Raw genomic sequence first — 19,545 nt, 5'->3', positions numbered from 1 at the left:
GCCGCCGCGACGGGAGAGGAGGCCCAAGAACCGCGCTTCTTGGGCCGGAGAGGGGCGCGCAGCCCCTCTCGAAACAAATAGCTAGCAGCGCTGGAAAAGTCGCGAAGCGGACTTTTCCAGCAGCCTGCTAGCAGGCCGGGAGGGCCTGGCATCGGATAACCTAATCCCATGAAGCACTGCCGTTTCGCCATCCTCGGCCTTTTCGCCCTGCTGGCCCTTCTGCCCACCGCTGCCCACAGCGTCGATCCCTGGTCCGCCCTGACCACCCTCAGGGACGGCCTGCGGGAGGGCGGACCGACCCGCGCCAGCTTCGTCCATCACTATGTGCCGGCGGGTTTCCCGGAAGGCGAGCAGGAGAATGGGGATCTCGCGTTGGCACTTCCCGACTGCCTGCGCTGGGACTACCAGGACCCCTACCCGAAGAGCTTCCTGGTGTGCGGCGACGAAGCTCACTTCTGGGTGCGGGACGACAGCACCGGACGGCGCTATCGGGTCGATCCGGAAGCGGAGCCCGGTCTCGACCTGCTCCTGCTGTCGGTCGAACAGCTCGCAACCCGCTACCAGGCGACGGCGACCTCGGAAGGCAAGCTCACGGTGGTCGAGCTGACCCCGCTCAGCGCCACCGTCGAGCTGGCGAGCGCCCGTTTCGTGGTTGCCGAGGAAGGCGATCGCTTGCTCGAGGTGGCCTATGAAGACCGCGAAGGGGGCAAGACCCGCTTCGAGATTTCAGGCTACCAACCGCTTTCCGAGGAGGGGGTGTTCTCGCCCCCGGCGACCATTCTCTGGCGCGACAACTGAGCCGCCGCGGAGAGGCGGTACCGGCTCGGCGGCTCGGACCGAGATCGACTCCCGCCGCGGCCGTCCTGCACCGGCAGCAGAGCTTGGGGTATCCTCCGCCTTCGGCCGCCTCCGGAGAGGCGTCCACGACTCCCGTACCGCGCCACGACCGGGGCGCCGGTTCTCGCTATAATGACCAGGTCTGCGGGTGCCCCGCGGACAAGGGCTCGATTCATGGCCGCCGACAACTCCTTCGACATCGTCTCCACCGTCGACTTCCAGGAAGTCCGCAACGCCGTCGACCAGGCGGCCCGCGAAATCACCAGCCGCTACGACCTCAAGAAGGCGCAAGCGGGGGTTGCCCTCGAAGGCGAAGAAATCCACCTGCGAGCCAACGACGACTTCAACGTCAGCCAGGCCCTCGAGGTGGTCAAGAGCAAGCTGGTGCGGCGCAAGATTCACCTCAAGTCCTGCCGCTTTGGTGAGGTCGAACCGGCGGCGGGCGGCACGGCAAGACAAACGGTCACCTTTCAACAGGGCATCCCGACCGAGACGAGCAAGAAGATCGTCGCCGAGATCAAGCGCTTGAAGCTCAAGGTTCAGGCCTCGATCCAGGGCGACTCGCTGCGCATTTCGGGCAAGAAGCGGGACCAGCTCCAGGAGGTCATCGCGCACCTCAAGGAAATGGATCTCGACGTTCCCTTGAACTTCACCAACTACCGGAGCTCGTGAAGAACCTCGCCGTCATCGGCCTCCTCCTGCTCGCCTTGGGCACCCTTCCGGCGGCGGCCTCCTACCGCGACGGCGAGGCGGTCCGCGTCACCGGCATCGTCACCGATGCCGCCGGCAAGCCCTTGCCCGGCGTTCGGGTGGTGCTCGAAGCTTCTCGGAGCCGGGTCAATCTGAGGCGTCTGAGCCGCGAGAAGCGCGATTCCACCCGCCTGACGGCTGTGACCGACGAGCGCGGTGAATACAGCATCGAGTGGCACTGGCATCGCTACTACAACGCCTATGAGCTGATCGTCGGAGTGGCCGTGCGCAAGCCCGCCGGCGAGCGCTTGCAGGCCCTCGAAACCCTCGACATCAGCCGCCGCCTGGAGAAGAGCAATCCGTTGGTGGTGCCGATCGTGATCGAGGACGCCGAGTTCGTGCAGACCCTGCAGCGCTTCGTCGCCGGCATTCGTAGCGACGACGAACGCCGCATCTACGCCCAGATGGGCAAACCAGACGAGGTCAAGGAGCGGGTCTCCTCAAGCCGCAAGGACACTTCCTGGTGGTATTTCGAGAGCGGCAAGGTCTTTCGCTTCACCGACGGCGAGTTGGTCGGCGAGGAGAGCTTCACCCCGGTCGAGGCCTTCTAGGCCCGGCGCAGCGCAGAGAAAACCATGAAAGGCCAGCCCTTGCCATCGCAGCCCACCCCCCTCACCCCACGCCGCTCCCCGGCGTCCTTCCTCGCCTTGATCGCGGACAAGCTCGAGGCCACCGAAGCGGTGTTCCGGGAGGCCCTGGCAGCGGACGTGCCGCGCATTCGCGAGGCCGGCACCTACCTCGCCGAGGGCGGCGGCAAGCGAGTGCGACCGGCCCTGGTGCTGCTGGCTTCGCGCCTCCTCGGCCGCGACGGCGAGGAAGAGGTGACCTACGCCGCGGTGGTCGAGCTGATCCACACCGCCACCCTGATCCACGATGACGTCATCGATCACGCCGATCTGCGCCGCGGCCAAGCCACCCTCAATCAGATCTGGGGCAATCACCCGACGGTTCTCCTGGGGGACTGGATCTATACCCTGGCGATGCAGAAGGCCTTGTCCCACCAGCGCGTCGAAGTGCTCCAGAAGCTGGTCGACGCCACCCTGCGGATGACCGAAGGGGAGCTCCTGGCACTGCATCGCTTGGGGGCGATCGATCTCACCACCGACGAGTACTTCGAGATCATCGACCGCAAGACGGCGCGCCTGTTTGCCGCCGCTTGCGCCGTCCCGGCCTTGATTCCGCCGCTGCGGCCGGAGGCCGGAGAGGCTCTCGAGCGCTACGGCGCCCATCTTGGCGTCTGCTTTCAGCTGGTCGACGACCTGCTCGATTTCGATGGCCGTGAGGAGGAGCTCGGCAAGCCGGTGCTCTCGGACCTCAAGGAGGGCAAGCTGACGCTACCGCTGATCCTGCTCCTGCCGCGGATCGCGCCGGCCGACCGTCAGCTGATCGCCCAGGTTCTCGAGGACCGCGCCTTCGAGCGCGTCGCCGCTCAGCAAATCCTCGAGCTCGTCGAGCGCGAGGGCACCCTCGACGAAACCCGTCAGATCGCCCGCGACTACTCGGCCCGGGCCAAGGCGGAGCTAGAGTTCTTCCGCCCCTGTGAGGCCCGGGAAGCGCTGGAGCTCGCGCCGGATTTCGTCCTCGATCGGCGTTCGTAGGCGCGGCCCCGAGAGTCCCAAGGGGCCCTTCGCCTCGGCCTCCTCGCCGTCGGCGGCGGCCGGCTCGAGCCAGGCCGTGGCCCCGCCGATCGCCCCGAGGACGGTGACGTAGCGAAAGGACACCGCCTCCGCCGCCTGCCAGCGCCGATTCCCCGGCACCGGGACCACCGGCCGCACCAGCGCACCTTCACCGACGCCATCAGAGGTGAAGGGGTCACTCGGCCGATCGGACAGGAAGGCGAGGGCACAGCGAACGTTTTCGCCACCGCCGAGCTCGAGGTGCAGGACTCCCGAAACCACGGCCCCGAAGTCGAAGATCACCCCCGGCACCGGCTCTCGGAGGTCGATCGGAGTCGCGGTCTCGCCGCGCTGGCGCCAGGATTCCGCCTCCCCGACCAGGCGCGCCCGCACCGGCAAACGGAATCCCTCCGCCGTCGCCAACGGCCACGCCGGCCGAGGTGACCGGACGCCGAGATCCTGCCAGCGACCGACCACCGGTGGGCCCCAAGAGAGCGTCACGCCTTTGCCCTCCGGAGTCTCGACCGGCAGCCAACCGGCGAGAACGCCGGCCTCGGCACGTCGTTCGATCCGCCAGGCCTCACCGCTCGCCGCCAGGACTTCACCGTCATCGGCCACCAAACGGGCCAGCAACCCACCAGCACCGCGCCCGCTGCGCACCTCGATCAGCAGCCGATGACTGCCCACCTCGAGGCCCTCGGCGAGGGTCCAGGCATCGAGACCTCGCTGAGCTGAGAAGCGGCCGAAGCCGACCCGACGGCCATCGAGATAGGCGACGTACTCCTCGTCGGCGATGACCTCGAGGGTCACCGCTCGGCGAGGCGCGGTCACGGCAAAGTCCGCCACTGCCCAGAAGGCCAGTGGCGACCGTCGATCGCGCGGTCCTTCGGGCCAGATCCAGCGCGCCGGGGAGAGGCCCGGGCGGTCGAGATCGAACAGCGAGCGCCCGGGGAGCTGGGCAACCGCCAGCCAGGCGAGGAAAAGGCCGGCCAAGAGCCAGCCGGCGAGGGATAGGGGGCGAGCCATCACGGCGCCGAGCCTATCTCGGCGTCGGCGACGGCGGTAGCGCTCCCCCCAGATCTCCGCGCGGCAAGCGCTCGGCGACGCGGGCCCGCAACACCGCTGGCCGCCTCTCGAGAAACTCTTCGATGCGATCCAGCGACTCGTCGTCCGCCACCTGGTAGTGCTCGGCGATCTCCCGATAGCGGCCCAACAGGGCGTCGCGGAAGGCCTCGTCGAGGCGCTCGTCGAGGGCCCAACGCAGACGCTCCGCCAGGCGCTGCCGGTACTGCGGGCTGTTGCGGATCAGGGTGCGCAGAATGGGATTGCGAAAGTCGTCCCGAGGGCGCCGCAGGAGGTGCGCCCAAACGTCTTCCTGCCAGGGCTCGGTCATCGGCTGGCGCGCTGCCATGAAGCTCTGATCCATGTCCCAGGCGATCCAGCTCCAGCGTCCCAGCGGCGCGCTCTCGTCGCGCACCAGGGCCCCCTGATAGGCATCCGTGGTGCCGCAGGTCAGGGAGGCCAGAAACCAGGCCTCGAGGCTTGCCAGATCGTAGCGCGCCCGAATCTCGTCGTAGCTGCGGTCGGGCTGGCGACGCCACCACTTCTGGGCCAGGCGCCAGTGCAGGACCGTTCCCGCTCGCCAGCGGCTCTCGCGCCGATCGCGCTTCGACCGCACCAAGACGAAGCGGTCATGGCCGCGGTGGCGACGCAGATAGGCGAGATCGATCGGCTCGGTGAGAAACACCAGGCCGTGGTCTCGGCCGTTGATCTCGAGCCGTGCGGGCGCCGTTTGGGGCACCGCGGCGCCCAGCCGCTGCGCCACTTCGAGGGCGATCGGATTGGTCATGCGCCAGAGGTCGCCGGCAGCATCGGTCCGCTGGTCGCCATGGACGATCAGCCGCGTCAGAGGCTCATCTCCGGGCCAATGGAGCAGACTCAGCGCCAGCCCCGCGGCCCCCTGCGTCGGCCGGAAGACCAGCCGCCAGCTGCGCACCGGACCGAACCGGCGACTGCGGCCACCGTGAAGACGCAAGCCGACGAAGCCGGCATAGAGCACGCGCTCACCCTGTCGCAGCACCATCTCGGCGGAGGCTTCGAGCTTCTGCCGAGGTTGCTCGAGCAAACCCTCGAGAGCCGCCGGCGACACCGTGATCGAGAGCCGACGCGGGCCCTCGCCGGCCTCGGAACCGACGCCGGAGCCGTCGCGGCGCGCGCCGGCGGTCTCCCAATCCACCGGCTCCGCCGCGGCCGGTATCCGCCGCGGCTGGTCGGAACCGCTTTCCGGCGCGCGGCTGCGCAGAGCACCGAGGGCGGCCAGGATTTTCGGCAGACGCCCGTCACCGATCTCGGCGCCGCCGACCCGCTGACGCTGCGCCGCCGAGGTCGCCGCGCGGCCCGCCGGGTGGAGCTCGAAAACAATCGCCGCCGCGAGCAGGAGAAGCAGGGCCGAAGTGCCCCAGATTCCCCGCCCCGGCCAAGCCTTCACGGAGCTCCCGGTCGGTGATAGCTGAGAGTCAAGGCGAGCTCCGGAACGGTCCCCGTCAGGCGACCCTCGAGCTCGACCAGCTCGGCCGGCGCCAGGTTCCGGAAACCGTAGGTCACCGCCACCTCGGCCTCACCGACGGTGAGGCTTTCGAGGCGCCCCCGCGGCACGCTGCGGCCGAGCTCGGCGAACAGCTCGTCCTTGGCCTCTTGCCAGCGCTCACCGGGCAGGGTCAGCAGAAGCATGCCGTGACGGGTGGTCGAAGTCAGGAAGGAGGGCGCCAGACCCCGTAGGAGCAGCGCCAAAAGCACCAGCGCGAGGAGAATGGCCAGAAAAACGAACTGAAAAGTGGCACAGGCCAGCGAGGTGGCGATCACCACCATCAGGAAGCCAATCTCCTCCGGCTCTTTGATCGGGGTACGAAAGCGCACGATCGAAAGCGCACCCAACAGGCCGAGGGATAGGGGCAAGGAGAACTGAATACAGACGAAGATCGCGGTGATCGCGAGGGCGAGCAGGGGAAAGGAGCGATGAATCTGCGAGCCGGTCTCGGTGCGAGCATAGAAGCTGCGGTAGAGAAAGGCGATCCACAGGCCGCAGGCCAGGGAAAGGGCCATGGCGAGGAGAAAGGGCAGCGGACCGATGGCCGCCACTTCGGGATCGCGAAATACGTCCAACGCCTTCCAACCAGCTTGCAGGCTCATGGCCACCTCTCCCAGGAAACGTCGCAATTCATCGCCATCGACCTCATGTCAAGCTGCGATAGCAGGCGTCATACTTCGAAAAAGAGCTGCGAAAACACAATCGCCCAAACAACCCCTGCAGACACGGCGGCGCCACCGCACGACTCCCCTTGGCCTCCACCACGCCGCCGGCGAGGACCCCGCGACGGCTCCTGCCGAGGAGGGGGTGCCCGCGCTCCGCGGTGATGGCGCTGTCGCAGCTCATGCGCACGCCGCCGTGGGGATCGACATAGCGACGACGGCGATAGGCGACCTGGAGGATCGGCAACAACGGCCAGGGCAGCTCTTCGGCCAACAGGTCGGGGGGCATCGGCAAGCTGGCGAGAGCCGCGAAGGATCGCCGTTCGATCGCCGCCCCCTCGAGAGTGGTGGGCCAACGCCGCTTCGAGCGCCGGTTGCCGACCCGCCGCTTGAGCTCCCAGAAAGCCTGCGAGGGAGGCGCTCCGGGGGAGCGATACCAGCGCAGGCGAAGCTTGGTTTTGAGATAGAGGCTGTCTGCCTTCTGCCGCAACAGCACCAGATCGGGAGTATCGAAATAGACGCTGACCACCGTATTGCTCGGGTGCTCCGGATCGCGCCGACAGGCCGCCGCGAGATGACTCTCGACAACGCCAAGGGACCAGCGATCGAAGGCATACTTCAACTCGAAGCCGAGCTGCGCCGGATCTTCGGCGGACGGAGACGGCTCCCCGGGGCGGGGGGCCTTGAAGGCGAGGGATCGCATGGACCGAAGGCGCAGGGGTTCGATCGGGACGGGCCGACCGCGGTCTTCACAGCCACGCGAGAAATCGGCTCGTCGCAGAAACGTCACCGCATCTTCTCACGCCGTGACGCCGTTGACAGTGCCGCGGGGAGCACGTAGATTGGGACGTGCCCCCGTCCTCACACCCCCCCCGTATCGCGGCGGCCATTCCGGCCCGCTACGCTTCGACCCGGCTGCCCGGAAAGCCGCTGCTCGAGATCGCCGGCAAGACGATGATCGAGCACGTCTACCGGCGCGCCGCGGCAGTGCCCGAGCTTTCCCGGGTGGTGGTGCTGACCGACGACGAGCGCATCGCCGACAAGGTGCGGAGCTTCGGTGGCGAGGTCGAGATGACCCCCGAGGACTGCGCCAGCGGCAGCGATCGCATCGCCTGGGCGGCGCGCCGCTGGGAGGAAGACGGAATCCTCAACGTCCAGGGCGACGAGCCGTTGATCGATCCGCGAGCCATCGGCCGCTTGGCGCACCACCTGCAGACCCGACCGGACGATCCCATCGCCACCCTGGCGGCGCCAGCGGAGGCCGGCGACCTGGACGATCCCAACACCGTCAAAGTGGTTCTCGACCGCTTCGGCTACGCCCTCTACTTCAGCCGCTCTGCGATACCCTATAGGCGAGGGCCCAACGACGACGATAGGGAACCGATCACCCCCCGGAAGCATCTGGGGATCTACGGATATCAGCGGGAAGCACTCCTCGAGCTGGCCGGCCTGGCGCCGAGCCCCCTGGAGAGAAGTGAGTCCCTGGAGCAACTGCGCGCTCTGGAGAACGGCCTGCGCATTCGCGTGCTGGAAGTCGCCGGAGCCGCCCCGGGGGTCGATACGGCCTCCGACCTGAAGCGCATCGAAGAGCTGCTGTCGACGACGGCCGCCGGAGCGCTGGAAGATCGAGGGAGAGGACAATGACGACCAAGTACATCTTCGTTACGGGCGGCGTGGTGTCGTCCCTCGGCAAGGGCGTGGCGGCCGCCTCCGTGGGCGCCATCCTGGAGGCCCGCGGCTTCTCCGTCACGATGATGAAGCTCGACCCCTACGTCAACGTCGATCCGGGCACCATGTCGCCGTACCAGCACGGCGAGGTCTTCGTCACCGAGGACGGTGCCGAGACCGACCTCGACCTCGGTCACTACGAGCGCTTCACCCACACGGTGACCTCGAAGCGCCACAACTACACCACCGGCAAGATCTACGAAAAGGTGATCAACAAGGAACGGCGCGGCGATTACCTCGGCAAGACGGTGCAGGTGATTCCCCACGTCACCGACGAGATCAAGGACGCCATGCGGCGGGTCGCCGACGGCCACGACGTGGTGATCGTCGAGATCGGCGGCACCATCGGCGACATCGAATCCTTGCCCTTCGTCGAGGCGATCCGGCAGTTCCGCCAGGAGCTCGGGCGGTCGAACGCCATCAACCTCCACCTCACCCTGGTGCCCTACATCGCCGCCGCCGACGAGCTCAAGACCAAGCCGACGCAGCACTCGGTGCGCGAACTGCGCGCCATCGGCATCTCGGCGGACGTTCTGCTGTGCCGCGTCGACCGCCCGCTGCCGGACGAGCTGCGGCGCAAGATCGCCCTGTTCTGCAACGTCGATCCGGACCAGGTGATCGCCGCCGTCGATGTGCCTTCAATCTACGAGGTGCCGCTGACCTTCTGCCGCGAGGGTCTCGACGAGACCATCCTGCAGCTCCTCAACCTGCCCCAGTACGAGCGCGACATGTCGCGCTGGGAGGTGCTGGTCAACCGCATCAAGAACCCCCACCACCGGGTGCGCATCGGCATCGTCGGCAAGTACGTCGAGTTGCCGGACGCCTACAAGAGCCTCAACGAGGCACTGCTCCACGGCGGCATCGCCAACGACGCCGCCGTCGAGCTGGTCTACATCAATGCCGAAGAGATCGAGACCGGCAACTGGCCGCAGGAGATCTTCGAGGTCGACGGCCTGCTGGTGCCGATCGGCTTCGGCCAGCGCGGCACCGAGGGCAAGATCCGAGCGATGCGCTTCGCCCGCGAGCGCAAAGTGCCGATGTTCGGCATCTGCCTCGGCATGCAGTGCATGGTGATCGAGTTCGCCCGCAACGTCTGCGGCATCGAGGGCGCCACCTCGTCGGAGTTCGACGCCGACACCGACCACGCCGTCATCTTCAAGCTGCGCGATCTGCTCGGCGTCGAAGAGATGGGCGGCACCATGCGCTTGGGCGCCTACCCCTGCCACCTCCAGGAGGGCACCCACGCCCACCGCATCTACGGCCAGGGTCAGATCAGCGAGCGCCATCGGCACCGCTACGAGGTCAACCAAAAGTACCTCCAGCCCCTGGTCGACCACGGTCTGACCGTCTCCGGCCTGTCGCCGGACGGCAAGTTCGTCGAGATGGTGGAGCTCGAGGACCACCCCTGGTACCTCGGCTGTCAGTTCCATCCCGAGTACAAGTCGAAGCCGACGGAGCCCCATCCGCTGTTCGTGTCCTACATCGCAGCCGCCCTCGAGCATCACGACCGGCGCCAGCGCGCCGAGGGCGAAGAAGCGGCCCTGCCGCTGGTCACCGAAAGCGCCCCGGTGGAAGCCCAACCGGCGCCCCTCGCGGAGCGCCTCGAATCGGCCGGCGAGAAGGCCCTCGCCGAAGGCGTGACGCCGGACCGACGATGAGCGTTTCCCCCGTCGAGGTGGCGCCCGTCGAGCTGGCGCCGGGAGTCGTCCTCGGCGGCCCCGGCCCGCTGCCGGTGATCGCCGGACCGTGCGCCATCGAGAGCGAGGAGCGCACCCTGGAGACGGCGCATCGGGTCGCCGCCATGGCGCGCCGCCTTGCCCTGCCGGTGATTTTCAAGGCCTCCTTCGACAAGGCCAACCGCAGCTCCCTCGGCTCCTTCCGCGGCGTTGGCCTCGACGCCGGCCTGCGCATTTTGCGACGGGTCGGCGAGGAGACCGGATTGCCGCTGCTGACGGATATCCACGAGCCCGCCCAGGCGGCGCCGGTGGCGGAGGTCTGCGACGTCCTCCAGATTCCGGCCTTCCTCTGCCGCCAGACGGACTTGATCGTCGCCGCCGCCGACACCGGCCGCGCGGTCAATCTGAAGAAGGGACAGTTCATCGCCCCGACGGATATGCATCGCGCCGTCGACAAGGCCCGTCAACGGGGCAATGACCGCATCACCGTCACCGAGCGCGGCTACTCCTTCGGCTACAACAATCTGGTGGTCGACATGCGCAGCTTCGCCATGCTCCACGAGGCCGGTATCGCGGTGATCTACGACGTCACCCATTCGCTGCAACTTCCCGGCGCCGGCGAGGAAAGCGGCGGCGACCGGCGATTCGCCGAGCCGCTGGCGCGGGCCGCCGTCGCCGCCGGTGCCGACGGCCTCTTCCTGGAAATCCACCCGGATCCCGAGAACGCCCTGTCGGACAGCACAGTGCAGCTCGCCCCGGAGCGCGCCGAAGCTCTGCTCGGCTCACTCCGGGCTTTGCGCGAAGCCCTCCTGTAAACCTCTGCGAGCCAGTCTTCGAGCGATGAGCGCCAAATCCACCAACCCCGCTCCGCACCGCGGCCGCCCGCCGCGCGAGGTGGCGCGCGAAGTCTTCACCACCGAGGCCAACGCCATCGCCGGCCTCATCGACCAGCTCGACGAGCGCTTCGACCAGACCGTCGAGCTGATTCGCCAGGCGCCGGGCCGGGTGGTCTGCACCGGCATGGGCAAGAGCGGGCTGGTGCTCAAGAAGATCGCCGCCACCCTGTCGTCCACCGGCACGCCGGCTCTTTTTCTGCATCCGGCGGAAGCGGTCCACGGCGACCTCGGAGTCATCGTGCCCGGCGACGTCGTGCTCGCCGCCTCCTTCTCCGGCGCCACCGAGGAGCTGTTGCGCTTGGTCGGCACGGTCAAGCGCCTCGGCATCCCGCTGATCGTCATGACCGGCAATCCCGAGAGCCCGCTGTCGCAGCACGCCGACCTTCATCTTTCCGCCGCCATCGACCGCGAGGCCTGCCCCCTCAACCTCGCCCCGACGGCATCGACCACCGCCACCCTCGCCCTCGGTGACGCCCTCGCCATGGCCCTCCTCGAGGCGCGCGGCTTCTCCTCCGAGGACTTCGCCCGCCTGCACCCCGCCGGCAGCCTGGGCAAGCGCCTCATGCGGGTGCGCGAGCTGATGCACGCCGGCGACGATCTGCCGCGGGTGACCGCCTCGGCGGCCCTGCGCGACGCTATCTACGAGATGTCGCGCAAGGGCCTCGGGATCACCGCCGTCGTCGACGCCGACGGCAAGCTGCTGGCCTGCATCTCGGACGGCGATCTGCGCCGGCTGCTGGCCGAGGACAGCGATCCCCTCGGCCGCACCGCCGTCGAAGTCGGTCGGCCCGGCCCCCGCACCATCGGCGGCGACGAGCTCGCCGCCGCTGCCCTCAAAGAGATGGAAGACCACCGCATCACCTCGCTCTTCGTGACCGCCGAGGACGGTCACCTCGACGGCATCGTCCACCTGCACGACCTCTGGGGCCTGGAGCTGTTTTGAAGCTCTCTGCAGACGATTTTGCGAGCCGCGCCCGCGCCCTCCGCTGGCTGCTGCTCGACGTCGATGGCGTGCTGACGGACGGACGGCTGTTCTATGTCGGGAGCGGCGAGGACCCGATGATCTTCCACGTCCGCGACGGCCTCGCCATCAAGCTGGCTCGGGAACAGGGCCTGGGAGTCGGCATCCTCTCCGGGCGCGGTGGTCCGGCCCTCGACCGCCGGGTGCACGAGCTCGGCCTCGATCCGGTCGTCACGCGCTGCTCCGACAAAGGACCCGCCTTCGAAAAGATCGTCGCACGGCTCGGGCTCACCGCCGAGCAAGTCGCCTACGTCGGGGACGACCTCCAGGATCTGCCGGCGATTCGCCGCTGCGGCCTGTCCTTCTGCCCCGCCGACGCCGCCGCTGAGGTGCGCGCAGCGGTCGACGTGGTGCTGAGCGCGGCCGGCGGCCACGGTGCCATTCGCGAGATGATCGAGCTCATCCTGTCCGAAGGTGACCGGTGGCGCGCGCTGGCGCAGCGCCTGCACGATGGCTGAGCCCTCCCGTAAGCCCATCCGCGCCCGCTTGATCGGCGGCGCGATCATCGCCCTCAGCGCAGTCCTCGGCCGCCTCTCTTGGCGGAGCGCGCAGCGTTTCGGCCGCATCTTCGGCCGCCTCTCCTGGGTCCTCGGCCGACGCGACCGGCGCCGCACCGACGATCACCTCGCCCTCGCCCTGCCCGAGCTTTCGGCAAAGGAGCGCCTGAGATTGGCGAAGCAATGCTTCCTGCACCAGGGGATGAACCTCGCCGAGCTCCTCCACCTGCGGCACCGCGACTGCGGCGATCTCGAACCCCTCATCGCGGTCGAGGGCTGGGAGCACATCGCCGCCCTGCAGGCCGCAGGCCAACCCATCCTGGTGGTCAGCGGCCACTGCGGCAACTGGGAAACGCTCGCCATGGTCGCCAATTGCCGCGGCCTCGAGATGGCGGTGGTGGCGCGCGTCTTCGACGAGGCCAACGTGCAGCAGATCATGGTCGACCTGCGCCGCCGCTTCGGCTCCGCCACCATCGAGCGCGGCGCTCCCGGAGCCGCCCGTCTGCTGTTGACGACGCTGCGCCGCGGCGGCGCCCTGGCGATGCTGATCGATCAGGACACCAAGGTCGACGGGGTCTTCGTGCCGTTCTTCGGACGCCTCGCCTTCACCCCGGTAGGTGCCGCCAAGATCGCCCTCCGGCCGGGCGTCGTCACCGTCCCGACCTTCGCCGAGCGCCTTCCCGACGGTCGTCCCAAGGTGACCTTCCACCCCCCCCTCGAGCTCCCTTCGGACGCCACCGAAGCCACCGCAGCGATCACCCGAGCGATCGAGGAGCAGGTGCGCCGCCGGCCCGAGCAATGGGTCTGGATGCATCGCCGCTGGCGGCGCCGGCCAGCGGACGAGGATTGACCCCGACCGGCCCGATTTCCGCTGCTAGACTGCCCGCCACCATGCGCCCGACCGCCGTTCTCGCCCTCCTGCTGTTGACCGCTTGTGGCCCCCCGCCGCCGGCCGAGATCAGCCACTCCTGGCAGCGCTACGACCTGTGGACGGCGCGGCCCGAGATCGAGCAGCCGACGCCGCGACGCGGCCGTTCCTTCGAGCGTCGCCTCGACAACCTCGGCCTGCGCAGCGAAAAGGACGTAGGCAGTCGCAAGTACCGCGCCCGGCGCGCCGGCAGCCTGGCCCGCTCCCTCGGCCAGCAAGGTGGGACCCGCCTCGCCTGGCCGGTCGATCTGCCGGCCGAGGCCTACCTCTCCTTCATTCCGCTGGGCAGCCCGAACGGCGCCTGTCGCTGCCGCTACCGAGCCGGCGTACGCGACGCCGACGGCATCGTCCACGAGCTCTGGGCCAGCGCGGTCGAGACGGACGGCGTGCTGGCACCGGCGACCCTCGAGATCGACCTGTCGCGCTTCGGCGACACCGCCATCGAGATCCTCTTCCAGATCGACCCGCTGCCCGGCGTTCGGCTCACCGAGGGCGTCACCCCTTGGGCTCTATGGGGCAGCCCCGCCCTCTACCGCCGCCTGCCGGTGAAACCCACCGCACCGACCGATCGTCCCGACATCCTCCTCCTCGGCCTCGATACCCTGCGCGCCGACTCCCTCGGACCCCGGGGATTCGAGCCCAGCCTGACGCCGGCGATCGACCGCCTGGCCAGCGAAAGCGACGTCTGGAGCCGCGCCTTCTCGGCCTTCAACGTCACCAACCCGAGCTTCACCTCGATTCTCACCGGCCTCTACGGCAAGAACCACGGCATCTACGACCTGATCACGCCGCTACCGGAAGATCACGAAACCCTCGCCGAGCTGCTCGCCGAGGCCGGCTACCGCACCCTGGCGATCATCTCGGCACGCCACCTCGGGCCGCGGGTCTCGGGCCTCGGCCAGGGCTTCGAGGAGGTGGTGGTGACCGAGGAGGTGTTCGCCGGCGAGTTGGTGGTCGACATGGCGATCGACTTCATCGCCGACCATCAGGCCTCGGACGATCGCCGTCCCCTGTTCATCTGGCTCCACCTGTTCGACTCCCACACTCCCCACACCCCGCCCCAGCCCTGGGCTTCCGGCCTGCGGGCCGCCGAGCCCTACGGCCTGGGCAGCATTGCCGGCTGGTCCCTCTTCCGGCAGCCGGGGCCGCGCGAGTACGAAGAGCGTGTTCTGGGAGGGCAGGTCGACCTCTATCACGGCGAGGTCGCCTACCTCGACCGTCAGATCGATCGCTTGACGGGCTTTCTCGCCGGCATCGAGCGCCTCGACTCGACCCTCCTCGCCCTGGTCGCCGACCACGGCGAGAACCTCGGCGATCACGGCGTCCTCTACCGCCACAACGGCCTCTGGGACACCACCACCCATGTTCCGCTGATGATCCGCTGGCCCGATGGCCAGGTCCCCCTCGACGCCGCCGGACGGCCGCATCGGGGCCGCCGCCTCGACGCCCTGGTGCAGAGCATCGATCTCTTCCCCACCCTGCTCTCGGCAGCCGCCGTCGAGGCTCCCGAGAGCGATGGCCTGGCCCTCCAAGAACACGGCGAAAAGGGACGCCGGGTGGTGTTCAGCGAGCACGCCCACGGTCACGGGGCGATGGTGCGAACCGACGATCACAAGCTGATCTCGACCGTCGGGAGCCCCTTCCAGGAAGATGGCTACCTGTTCTACGACCTCGCCGAGGACCCCAACGAGCGCCAAAACCTCGCCGGCCAGGGCGATGAAGAGGAAGAGCGCCTGATCGCCCTCCTCGAGCGCTGGCTTAGCAGCCGCCGGCCGGCCCCCAAAGCCACCGCCGGCGAGGTCACGGAAGAAGACCGCGAGCGCCTTCGCGCCCTCGGTTACCTGTAAAGCGGCTCAGTCGGCGTCTTCACCCTTGGGGCGCCGACGGAAGATCGCCGCGGCGCCGACTCCCAGGAGGTAGAGGCCGATGGTCGGCAGGGCGAAGAGGCAGAGGTTCACCACGTCCGGCGTCGGAGTGATGATCGCCGCGACCACGAAGATGATCAGCACCGCCCAGCGGAAGTGCCGCAACAGAAACCTGGGGGTGACCAGGCCCGCCATCGACAACATGACGATGACGATCGGGAGCTCGAACATCAGGCCGAGACCGAGGATCACGGTGAGCAGGAAGCGGAAATAGCGCTCGATCGTGATCATCGGCTGGAACTGCTCGCCGACACCGAGCAAGAACTCCACCGCGAAGGGAAAGGCGATGTAGTAGGCGAAGGCACCGCCAGCGACGAAGAACAGGGTGCCGAAGATGACGAAGGGCAAGGTCATCAGGCGCTCGCGCTTGTAGAGGCCCGGCGCGATGAAGCGCCACACCTGGTAGAGCAGGAAGGGCGTCACCAGGAAGACGGATGCGAGCAACGCCACCTTCACATAGAGCATGAAGGGGTCGGTGACCCCCAAGAAGGCGAGCTTGGTGCCCTCCGGCAGAAAGCGCTCGATCGGCCGCGACAGGAAAGCGAAGATCTCGTCGACCACCATCCAACAGGCGAGGAAGCCGACGAACAGAGCGATCAGAGAGTAGACCAGCCGCTTGCGCAACTCCTCGAGATGATCGAGGAGGCTCATCTGGGGCAGGACTTCTTCCTGCTCTCCGGCGGGTAGCTCGAGGGACTCGCTCACTCGACTTCGGCGGGACGCTGGGCGGTCGTCTGAGACGACTGCGTCGGTTCGGTCTTCGCCGGCGCCGCCTTGGGAGCGGGCCGCGGAGCCGGCGGCTCGTCCTCCTCTTCGAGCGCGATTTCGGCGTTCAGGGTACGCCGGAGATCGGTGCTGGCACGACGAAATTCGCCCATCGCCTTGCCGAGGGTTCGGCCGACTTTGGGCAGCCGCTTGGGTCCGAAGACCAGCAGGGCCACCGCCAAGATGAAGAGAAGCTCGGGACCACCGAGTGGACCGAACAAAATACTCCTCCTTCACTCGATCTTGAGGTCTCGACCGAATCAAGTCAAGGAAAACGGTCCGATTGTCAAGATTGACGGCATTTTTCGGCCCGCCGGGGTGTTACACTTTGATCATGAGCAAACTGTGGAAAAGAGCCGCCATCTCCTTGTTCGTACTTGCTTTGATCGGCGGCGGTCTGGTCGGTGATCGCGTCCTGGCGCTGACCGATGACGCCCGCGACACCCTCCGCACCTACACCGACTTGGTGACCGTGGCCCACGACCGCTACGGCGCCGAGGTCTCCTATAAGGACCTGGTCTATGCCTCCATCCAGGGCATGCTCCGGCGTCTCGATCCCCACACCAGCTTCCTGCCGCCCAAGGCCTACACCGGCATGCGCGAGCGGCAGCAGAGCAGCTTCTACGGACTCGGCATCCTGGTCGGTGTCCGCAACGGTCAGCTCACCGTGATCAGCCCCATCGAAGGCACTCCGGCATCGCGCCTCGGAATGCGGGCCGGCGACATCATCAGCACCATCGAAGGTGAGTCGACGGAGTCGATGACCCTCGACGAAGCGGTCGATCGACTCAAGGGACCGAAGGACACGCAGGTCAACATCACCATCGCCCGACGCGGCCTTGCGGAACCCCTGCAGCTCGCCGTCACTCGAGCCGAGATCCCCCAGACGACGGTGCGCCTCGCCTACATGCTCGATGAAGAGACCGCCTACGTGCAGATCTCCGACTTCGGCCGCGGCACCGGCCGCGAGGTCAAGGAAGCCCTCGACACGCTGCGCACCGCCGGCATGAAGCGTCTGCTGGTCGACCTGCGCAACAACGGTGGCGGCCTGCTCGACCAGGCCATCGAGGTCGCGGACCAGTTCTTAGGTGACGGCAGCAAGATCGTCGAGACCCGCGGCCGCACCCGCGACTCGTTCCAGTCCTATCGTGCCTCGGACAAGTACGACGAGCTCGAGGTGCCGGTGATCATGCTGGTCAACCGCGGCACCGCCTCGGCGGCGGAGATCCTCTCCGGTGCGGTTCAGGACCACGACATCGGCTTGGTGGTGGGCACCCCGACCTGGGGCAAGGGCTTGGTGCAAACCGTCTACAGCCTGTCCTACGGGGCCGGCCTGGCGCTCACCACGGCGAAGTACTACACCCCTTCGGGACGCCTGATCCAGCGCGACTACACCTCCTTCTTCGACTACTACAACTATGATCCGACGGCCGAAGACCCACGCCAGGCGGTCGGCGAAGGCGATCCGGCAGAGATCTTCCGCACCGACCTCGGACGGGAGGTCTACGGCGGCGGCGGAATCACTCCCGACGTCGAGATCGAGCCGACGGACTTCACCCCCTTCCAGCAGTATCTCTTCGCCCGCAGCACCTTCTTCGCCTTCGCCGTCGACTACGCCAGTCGCCAGCAGGTCAGCGATGACACCTGGCAACCGCCGGAGGACCTCGCCGACGCCTTCGAGCAGTGGCTGATCGACGAAGAGTTCGCCACCCGCGAGCAGCTCGACGAAGAAATGGACGACGTGGGTCGCGAGCTCTCGGTGCGTCAGATCCATGCCGAGATCATGAACTCCGCCTTCGGCCAGGAAGCCCGTCACCGCGTCCTGGCCCGCGGCGACGTTCAGGTCCAGCGGGCTCTGGAGCTCTTCGGCGAAGCGGGCGAGCTACTCGCCCGGCGTCAGCAGCTCGATGAAGCAGAGCGCCAGCAGGCCCGCAACACCCTCGCGCCGACGACCAGCAACGCCGACGGTTCCTAGCCGGCTGCTCGCGCGGCCCAGTCTGCGCGGCCCGGCCTGCGCGGCCCGGCCTGCGTGGCGACGCGCACCTGCCGTGGGCCGCGAGGGGGGCCAAGGCTTTGGCCCCTCGCCCGGGCGCCCCTCGCCGGGTGCCCCACTCCAGGGCTGCTCACTCGCGGCCATCCCTCGGTCACTTGACGCGCTGCTCGCGCTTGGGTGCCTGCTCGAGTAGACGACTCGCTGGCCGGGGGCTTCCTCGAGCGGAAGGGCCCGCACCGGGCTGAGAGGCAGCGTCCGAGAACGCCCAACGTCCATCGGCTCAGCGACGCCGTTTGATTTCGAGGCGACCTTCACCAGCTCGAAACCGCGGGCCTCGCGGCTAAAACTAAGGAATCAAGGTCGACGCCAACCAAAAACGCCCGCTCGATGAGCGGGCGTTCGGGGTCCTGCGAGAGCTCGAGCTCTACGGGTTGTCGACCGTGAAGGAGCGTTCTCCGATCATGGTGGTCGCTCCCAAGTCGTCGGTCACGATGACCTGGAAGTTGTGGAACCCGTTCGACAGCCCGGTCGAGTCGAGGCTGAAGGACCAGCCCGGGAAGTCGCTCTCCGGGAAACCCGGGAACTGCGAGGACACGCCCGGCCGCGGCAAGCCGGTGACGGCATTGCCCTGGAACTGGCCATCGACCCAGACGGCGACGTTCGAGACGCCCTGCCAATCGAGAGCCCAGCCGGTGAACTCGATGGCGCCGCTGAAGGTCAGCCCGATCTCCGGCAGGTCGATGGCGCCGAAGGCACCCTCGTTCCCCACCCGGTCGTCGCACAGGAAGGTCACCGGCAGCTCGGCGATCTCGGCCACCTGGCCGGCAACATCGCCGGCGCGAATCGACAGCACGTGGAAGCCCTCGACGTACTGCAGCTCCTCGATCAAGAAGCCGAGGTCGAGCACGAAGCGGAAACCGCTGTGCGGGGCATCCCGCACGCTCGGGAACACCCGCTCGACGTCTAGGCGACGCAGGCCGTAGCAGTTGGTCAGGCCGCCGGTCTCCGGGATGTAGCGACAGTCGGTGCGGCTATTGGCGAAAATCGAGCCATCGATCAGCAGCTCGACGTAGCCGATACCGGAGTCACCGATCTCGATGCCGGCGTCGAGACCGAACCCGGTCACCACGCTGTAGCGCCGCTGCGGATCGGCGAGATCGCAGTTGCCGAACAGCTCGGTGTTCGGCAGCGGCGAATCGATGCTGCCGAAGGGCACGAGATTATGGGTGGTGTTGTTGAAGTCGAAGACTCTCGAGTTGAGCCACTTGCGCTGCCCGGTGGTGCTGATCACCTGCGGGGTCACGGTATGGAGGCCGTTGGGATAGCGCGTGGTGTCCAGGCTGTAGGAAAAGCCTGCCGTCGCCGAATCCGGAAAACCCGGGTAGGCCGCCTCGACTCCCGGACGGTGCCGGCCGTAGAGGGCCCGGCCATCGATCACCCCGTCGACATAGAAATCGACCGCGGCGACACCATCGTCGTCAAGGGCCCAACCGAACATTCCGACGATACCCGCAGCACCATTGCCACCATCGCTACGACCACCGAAAGAGCCGAAAGGCTCCTGGGCCAAGGCAGGGCTCACCAACATCAGAGAGCAAAGAATCCAACCAAGAGTGACGATATTTCGCCTCATGGCTCACTTCCTCCAGACCGGACCAATCCGT

Annotated in this window: 19 protein-coding genes; 12 read left to right on the top strand and 7 right to left on the bottom strand. The window is 67.8% G+C overall.

Annotated features, from left to right (window positions below; all coding sequences use genetic code 11):
* Positions 1-168 precede the first annotated feature (168 nt).
* The 4 genes from AAF604_21955 to AAF604_21940 all read left to right on the top strand — a co-directional run bounded on the left by AAF604_21955 (position 169) and on the right by AAF604_21940 (position 3,185).
* Entirely contained in the window at positions 169-798 is a 630-nt protein-coding gene (locus AAF604_21955; protein MEM7052347.1) for an outer membrane lipoprotein carrier protein LolA, read from the top strand.
* 213 nt (positions 799-1,011) lie between these two features.
* Positions 1,012-1,509 carry a YajQ family cyclic di-GMP-binding protein gene (locus AAF604_21950; GenBank protein MEM7052346.1) on the top strand — a complete coding sequence of 166 codons (498 nt, stop codon included), beginning with the start codon at positions 1,012-1,014 and terminating at the stop codon, positions 1,507-1,509.
* Positions 1,506-2,138: a carboxypeptidase-like regulatory domain-containing protein gene (locus AAF604_21945; GenBank protein ID MEM7052345.1), complete on the top strand. Its 633-nt coding sequence runs from the start codon at positions 1,506-1,508 to the stop codon at positions 2,136-2,138. Before AAF604_21950 ends, AAF604_21945 begins: the two co-directional genes overlap by 4 nt.
* Before the next feature lie 24 nt (positions 2,139-2,162).
* Complete coding sequence (locus tag AAF604_21940) at positions 2,163-3,185, top strand: polyprenyl synthetase family protein (protein MEM7052344.1); 1,023 nt, start codon at positions 2,163-2,165, stop codon at positions 3,183-3,185.
* Here the strand turns inward: AAF604_21940 and AAF604_21935 are convergent.
* From AAF604_21935 to AAF604_21920, 4 genes are read right to left on the bottom strand one after another with little or no spacing between them, the layout of a single operon-like run.
* A complete protein-coding gene (locus AAF604_21935) occupies positions 3,108-4,229 on the bottom strand; it encodes a hypothetical protein (protein MEM7052343.1) in 1,122 nt (373 codons plus the stop codon). The genes AAF604_21940 and AAF604_21935 overlap by 78 nt on opposite strands.
* Positions 4,230-4,242: 13 nt before the next feature.
* Positions 4,243-5,691: a CotH kinase family protein gene (locus tag AAF604_21930; GenBank protein ID MEM7052342.1), complete on the bottom strand. Its 1,449-nt coding sequence runs from the start codon at positions 5,689-5,691 to the stop codon at positions 4,243-4,245.
* Entirely contained in the window at positions 5,688-6,392 is a 705-nt protein-coding gene (locus AAF604_21925; protein MEM7052341.1) for a DUF4956 domain-containing protein, read from the bottom strand. Before AAF604_21925 ends, AAF604_21930 begins: the two co-directional genes overlap by 4 nt.
* 43 nt (positions 6,393-6,435) lie before the next feature.
* Complete coding sequence (locus AAF604_21920) at positions 6,436-7,155, bottom strand: VTC domain-containing protein (GenBank protein MEM7052340.1); 720 nt, start codon at positions 7,153-7,155, stop codon at positions 6,436-6,438.
* 146 nt (positions 7,156-7,301) lie between these two features.
* On the opposite strand from AAF604_21920, the gene kdsB reads away from it, so the two are divergent.
* From kdsB to AAF604_21885, 7 genes are read left to right on the top strand one after another with little or no spacing between them, the layout of a single operon-like run.
* Complete coding sequence (kdsB, locus tag AAF604_21915; GenBank protein MEM7052339.1) at positions 7,302-8,096, top strand: 3-deoxy-manno-octulosonate cytidylyltransferase; 795 nt, start codon at positions 7,302-7,304, stop codon at positions 8,094-8,096.
* Positions 8,093-9,838, top strand: coding sequence for a CTP synthase (locus AAF604_21910; protein MEM7052338.1), 1,746 nt, complete (start codon positions 8,093-8,095; stop codon positions 9,836-9,838). Before kdsB ends, AAF604_21910 begins: the two co-directional genes overlap by 4 nt.
* Positions 9,835-10,671, top strand: coding sequence for a 3-deoxy-8-phosphooctulonate synthase (gene kdsA / locus AAF604_21905; GenBank protein ID MEM7052337.1), 837 nt, complete (start codon positions 9,835-9,837; stop codon positions 10,669-10,671). The genes AAF604_21910 and kdsA overlap by 4 nt, the downstream gene beginning before the upstream one ends.
* A 25-nt stretch (positions 10,672-10,696) precedes the next feature.
* A complete protein-coding gene (locus AAF604_21900) occupies positions 10,697-11,695 on the top strand; it encodes a KpsF/GutQ family sugar-phosphate isomerase (protein MEM7052336.1) in 999 nt (332 codons plus the stop codon).
* On the top strand, positions 11,692-12,231 hold the full coding sequence (locus tag AAF604_21895; protein ID MEM7052335.1) for an HAD family hydrolase: 540 nt from the start codon (positions 11,692-11,694) through the stop codon (positions 12,229-12,231). Before AAF604_21900 ends, AAF604_21895 begins: the two co-directional genes overlap by 4 nt.
* Entirely contained in the window at positions 12,224-13,120 is an 897-nt protein-coding gene (locus tag AAF604_21890) for a lysophospholipid acyltransferase family protein (protein ID MEM7052334.1), read from the top strand. The genes AAF604_21895 and AAF604_21890 overlap by 8 nt, the downstream gene beginning before the upstream one ends.
* A 41-nt stretch (positions 13,121-13,161) precedes the next feature.
* Positions 13,162-15,045, top strand: a complete 1,884-nt coding sequence (locus AAF604_21885; protein ID MEM7052333.1) for a sulfatase — start codon at positions 13,162-13,164, stop codon at positions 15,043-15,045.
* Between the two features lie 6 nt (positions 15,046-15,051).
* On the opposite strand, the gene tatC is transcribed toward AAF604_21885, so the two are convergent.
* Entirely contained in the window at positions 15,052-15,828 is a 777-nt protein-coding gene (gene tatC / locus AAF604_21880; protein ID MEM7052332.1) for a twin-arginine translocase subunit TatC, read from the bottom strand.
* Entirely contained in the window at positions 15,825-16,109 is a 285-nt protein-coding gene (gene tatA, locus AAF604_21875) for a twin-arginine translocase TatA/TatE family subunit (GenBank protein MEM7052331.1), read from the bottom strand. Before tatA ends, tatC begins: the two co-directional genes overlap by 4 nt.
* A gap of 146 nt (positions 16,110-16,255) precedes the next feature.
* Here tatA and AAF604_21870 point away from each other — a divergent pair, with 146 nt between their 5' ends.
* Entirely contained in the window at positions 16,256-17,863 is a 1,608-nt protein-coding gene (locus tag AAF604_21870) for a S41 family peptidase (GenBank protein MEM7052330.1), read from the top strand.
* Positions 17,864-18,305: 442 nt separating this feature from the next.
* Here AAF604_21870 and AAF604_21865 read toward each other — a convergent pair whose 3' ends face one another.
* A complete protein-coding gene (locus tag AAF604_21865) occupies positions 18,306-19,514 on the bottom strand; it encodes an Ig-like domain-containing protein (GenBank protein MEM7052329.1) in 1,209 nt (402 codons plus the stop codon).
* Positions 19,515-19,545 lie beyond the last annotated feature (31 nt).

The organism is Acidobacteriota bacterium (assembly GCA_039028635.1).
Classification (GTDB): Bacteria; Acidobacteriota; Thermoanaerobaculia; order Multivoradales; family JBCCEF01; genus JBCCEF01.
Note: the sequence above shows the minus strand (reverse complement) of the source record. Positions and strands in the feature narration are given on the sequence as shown.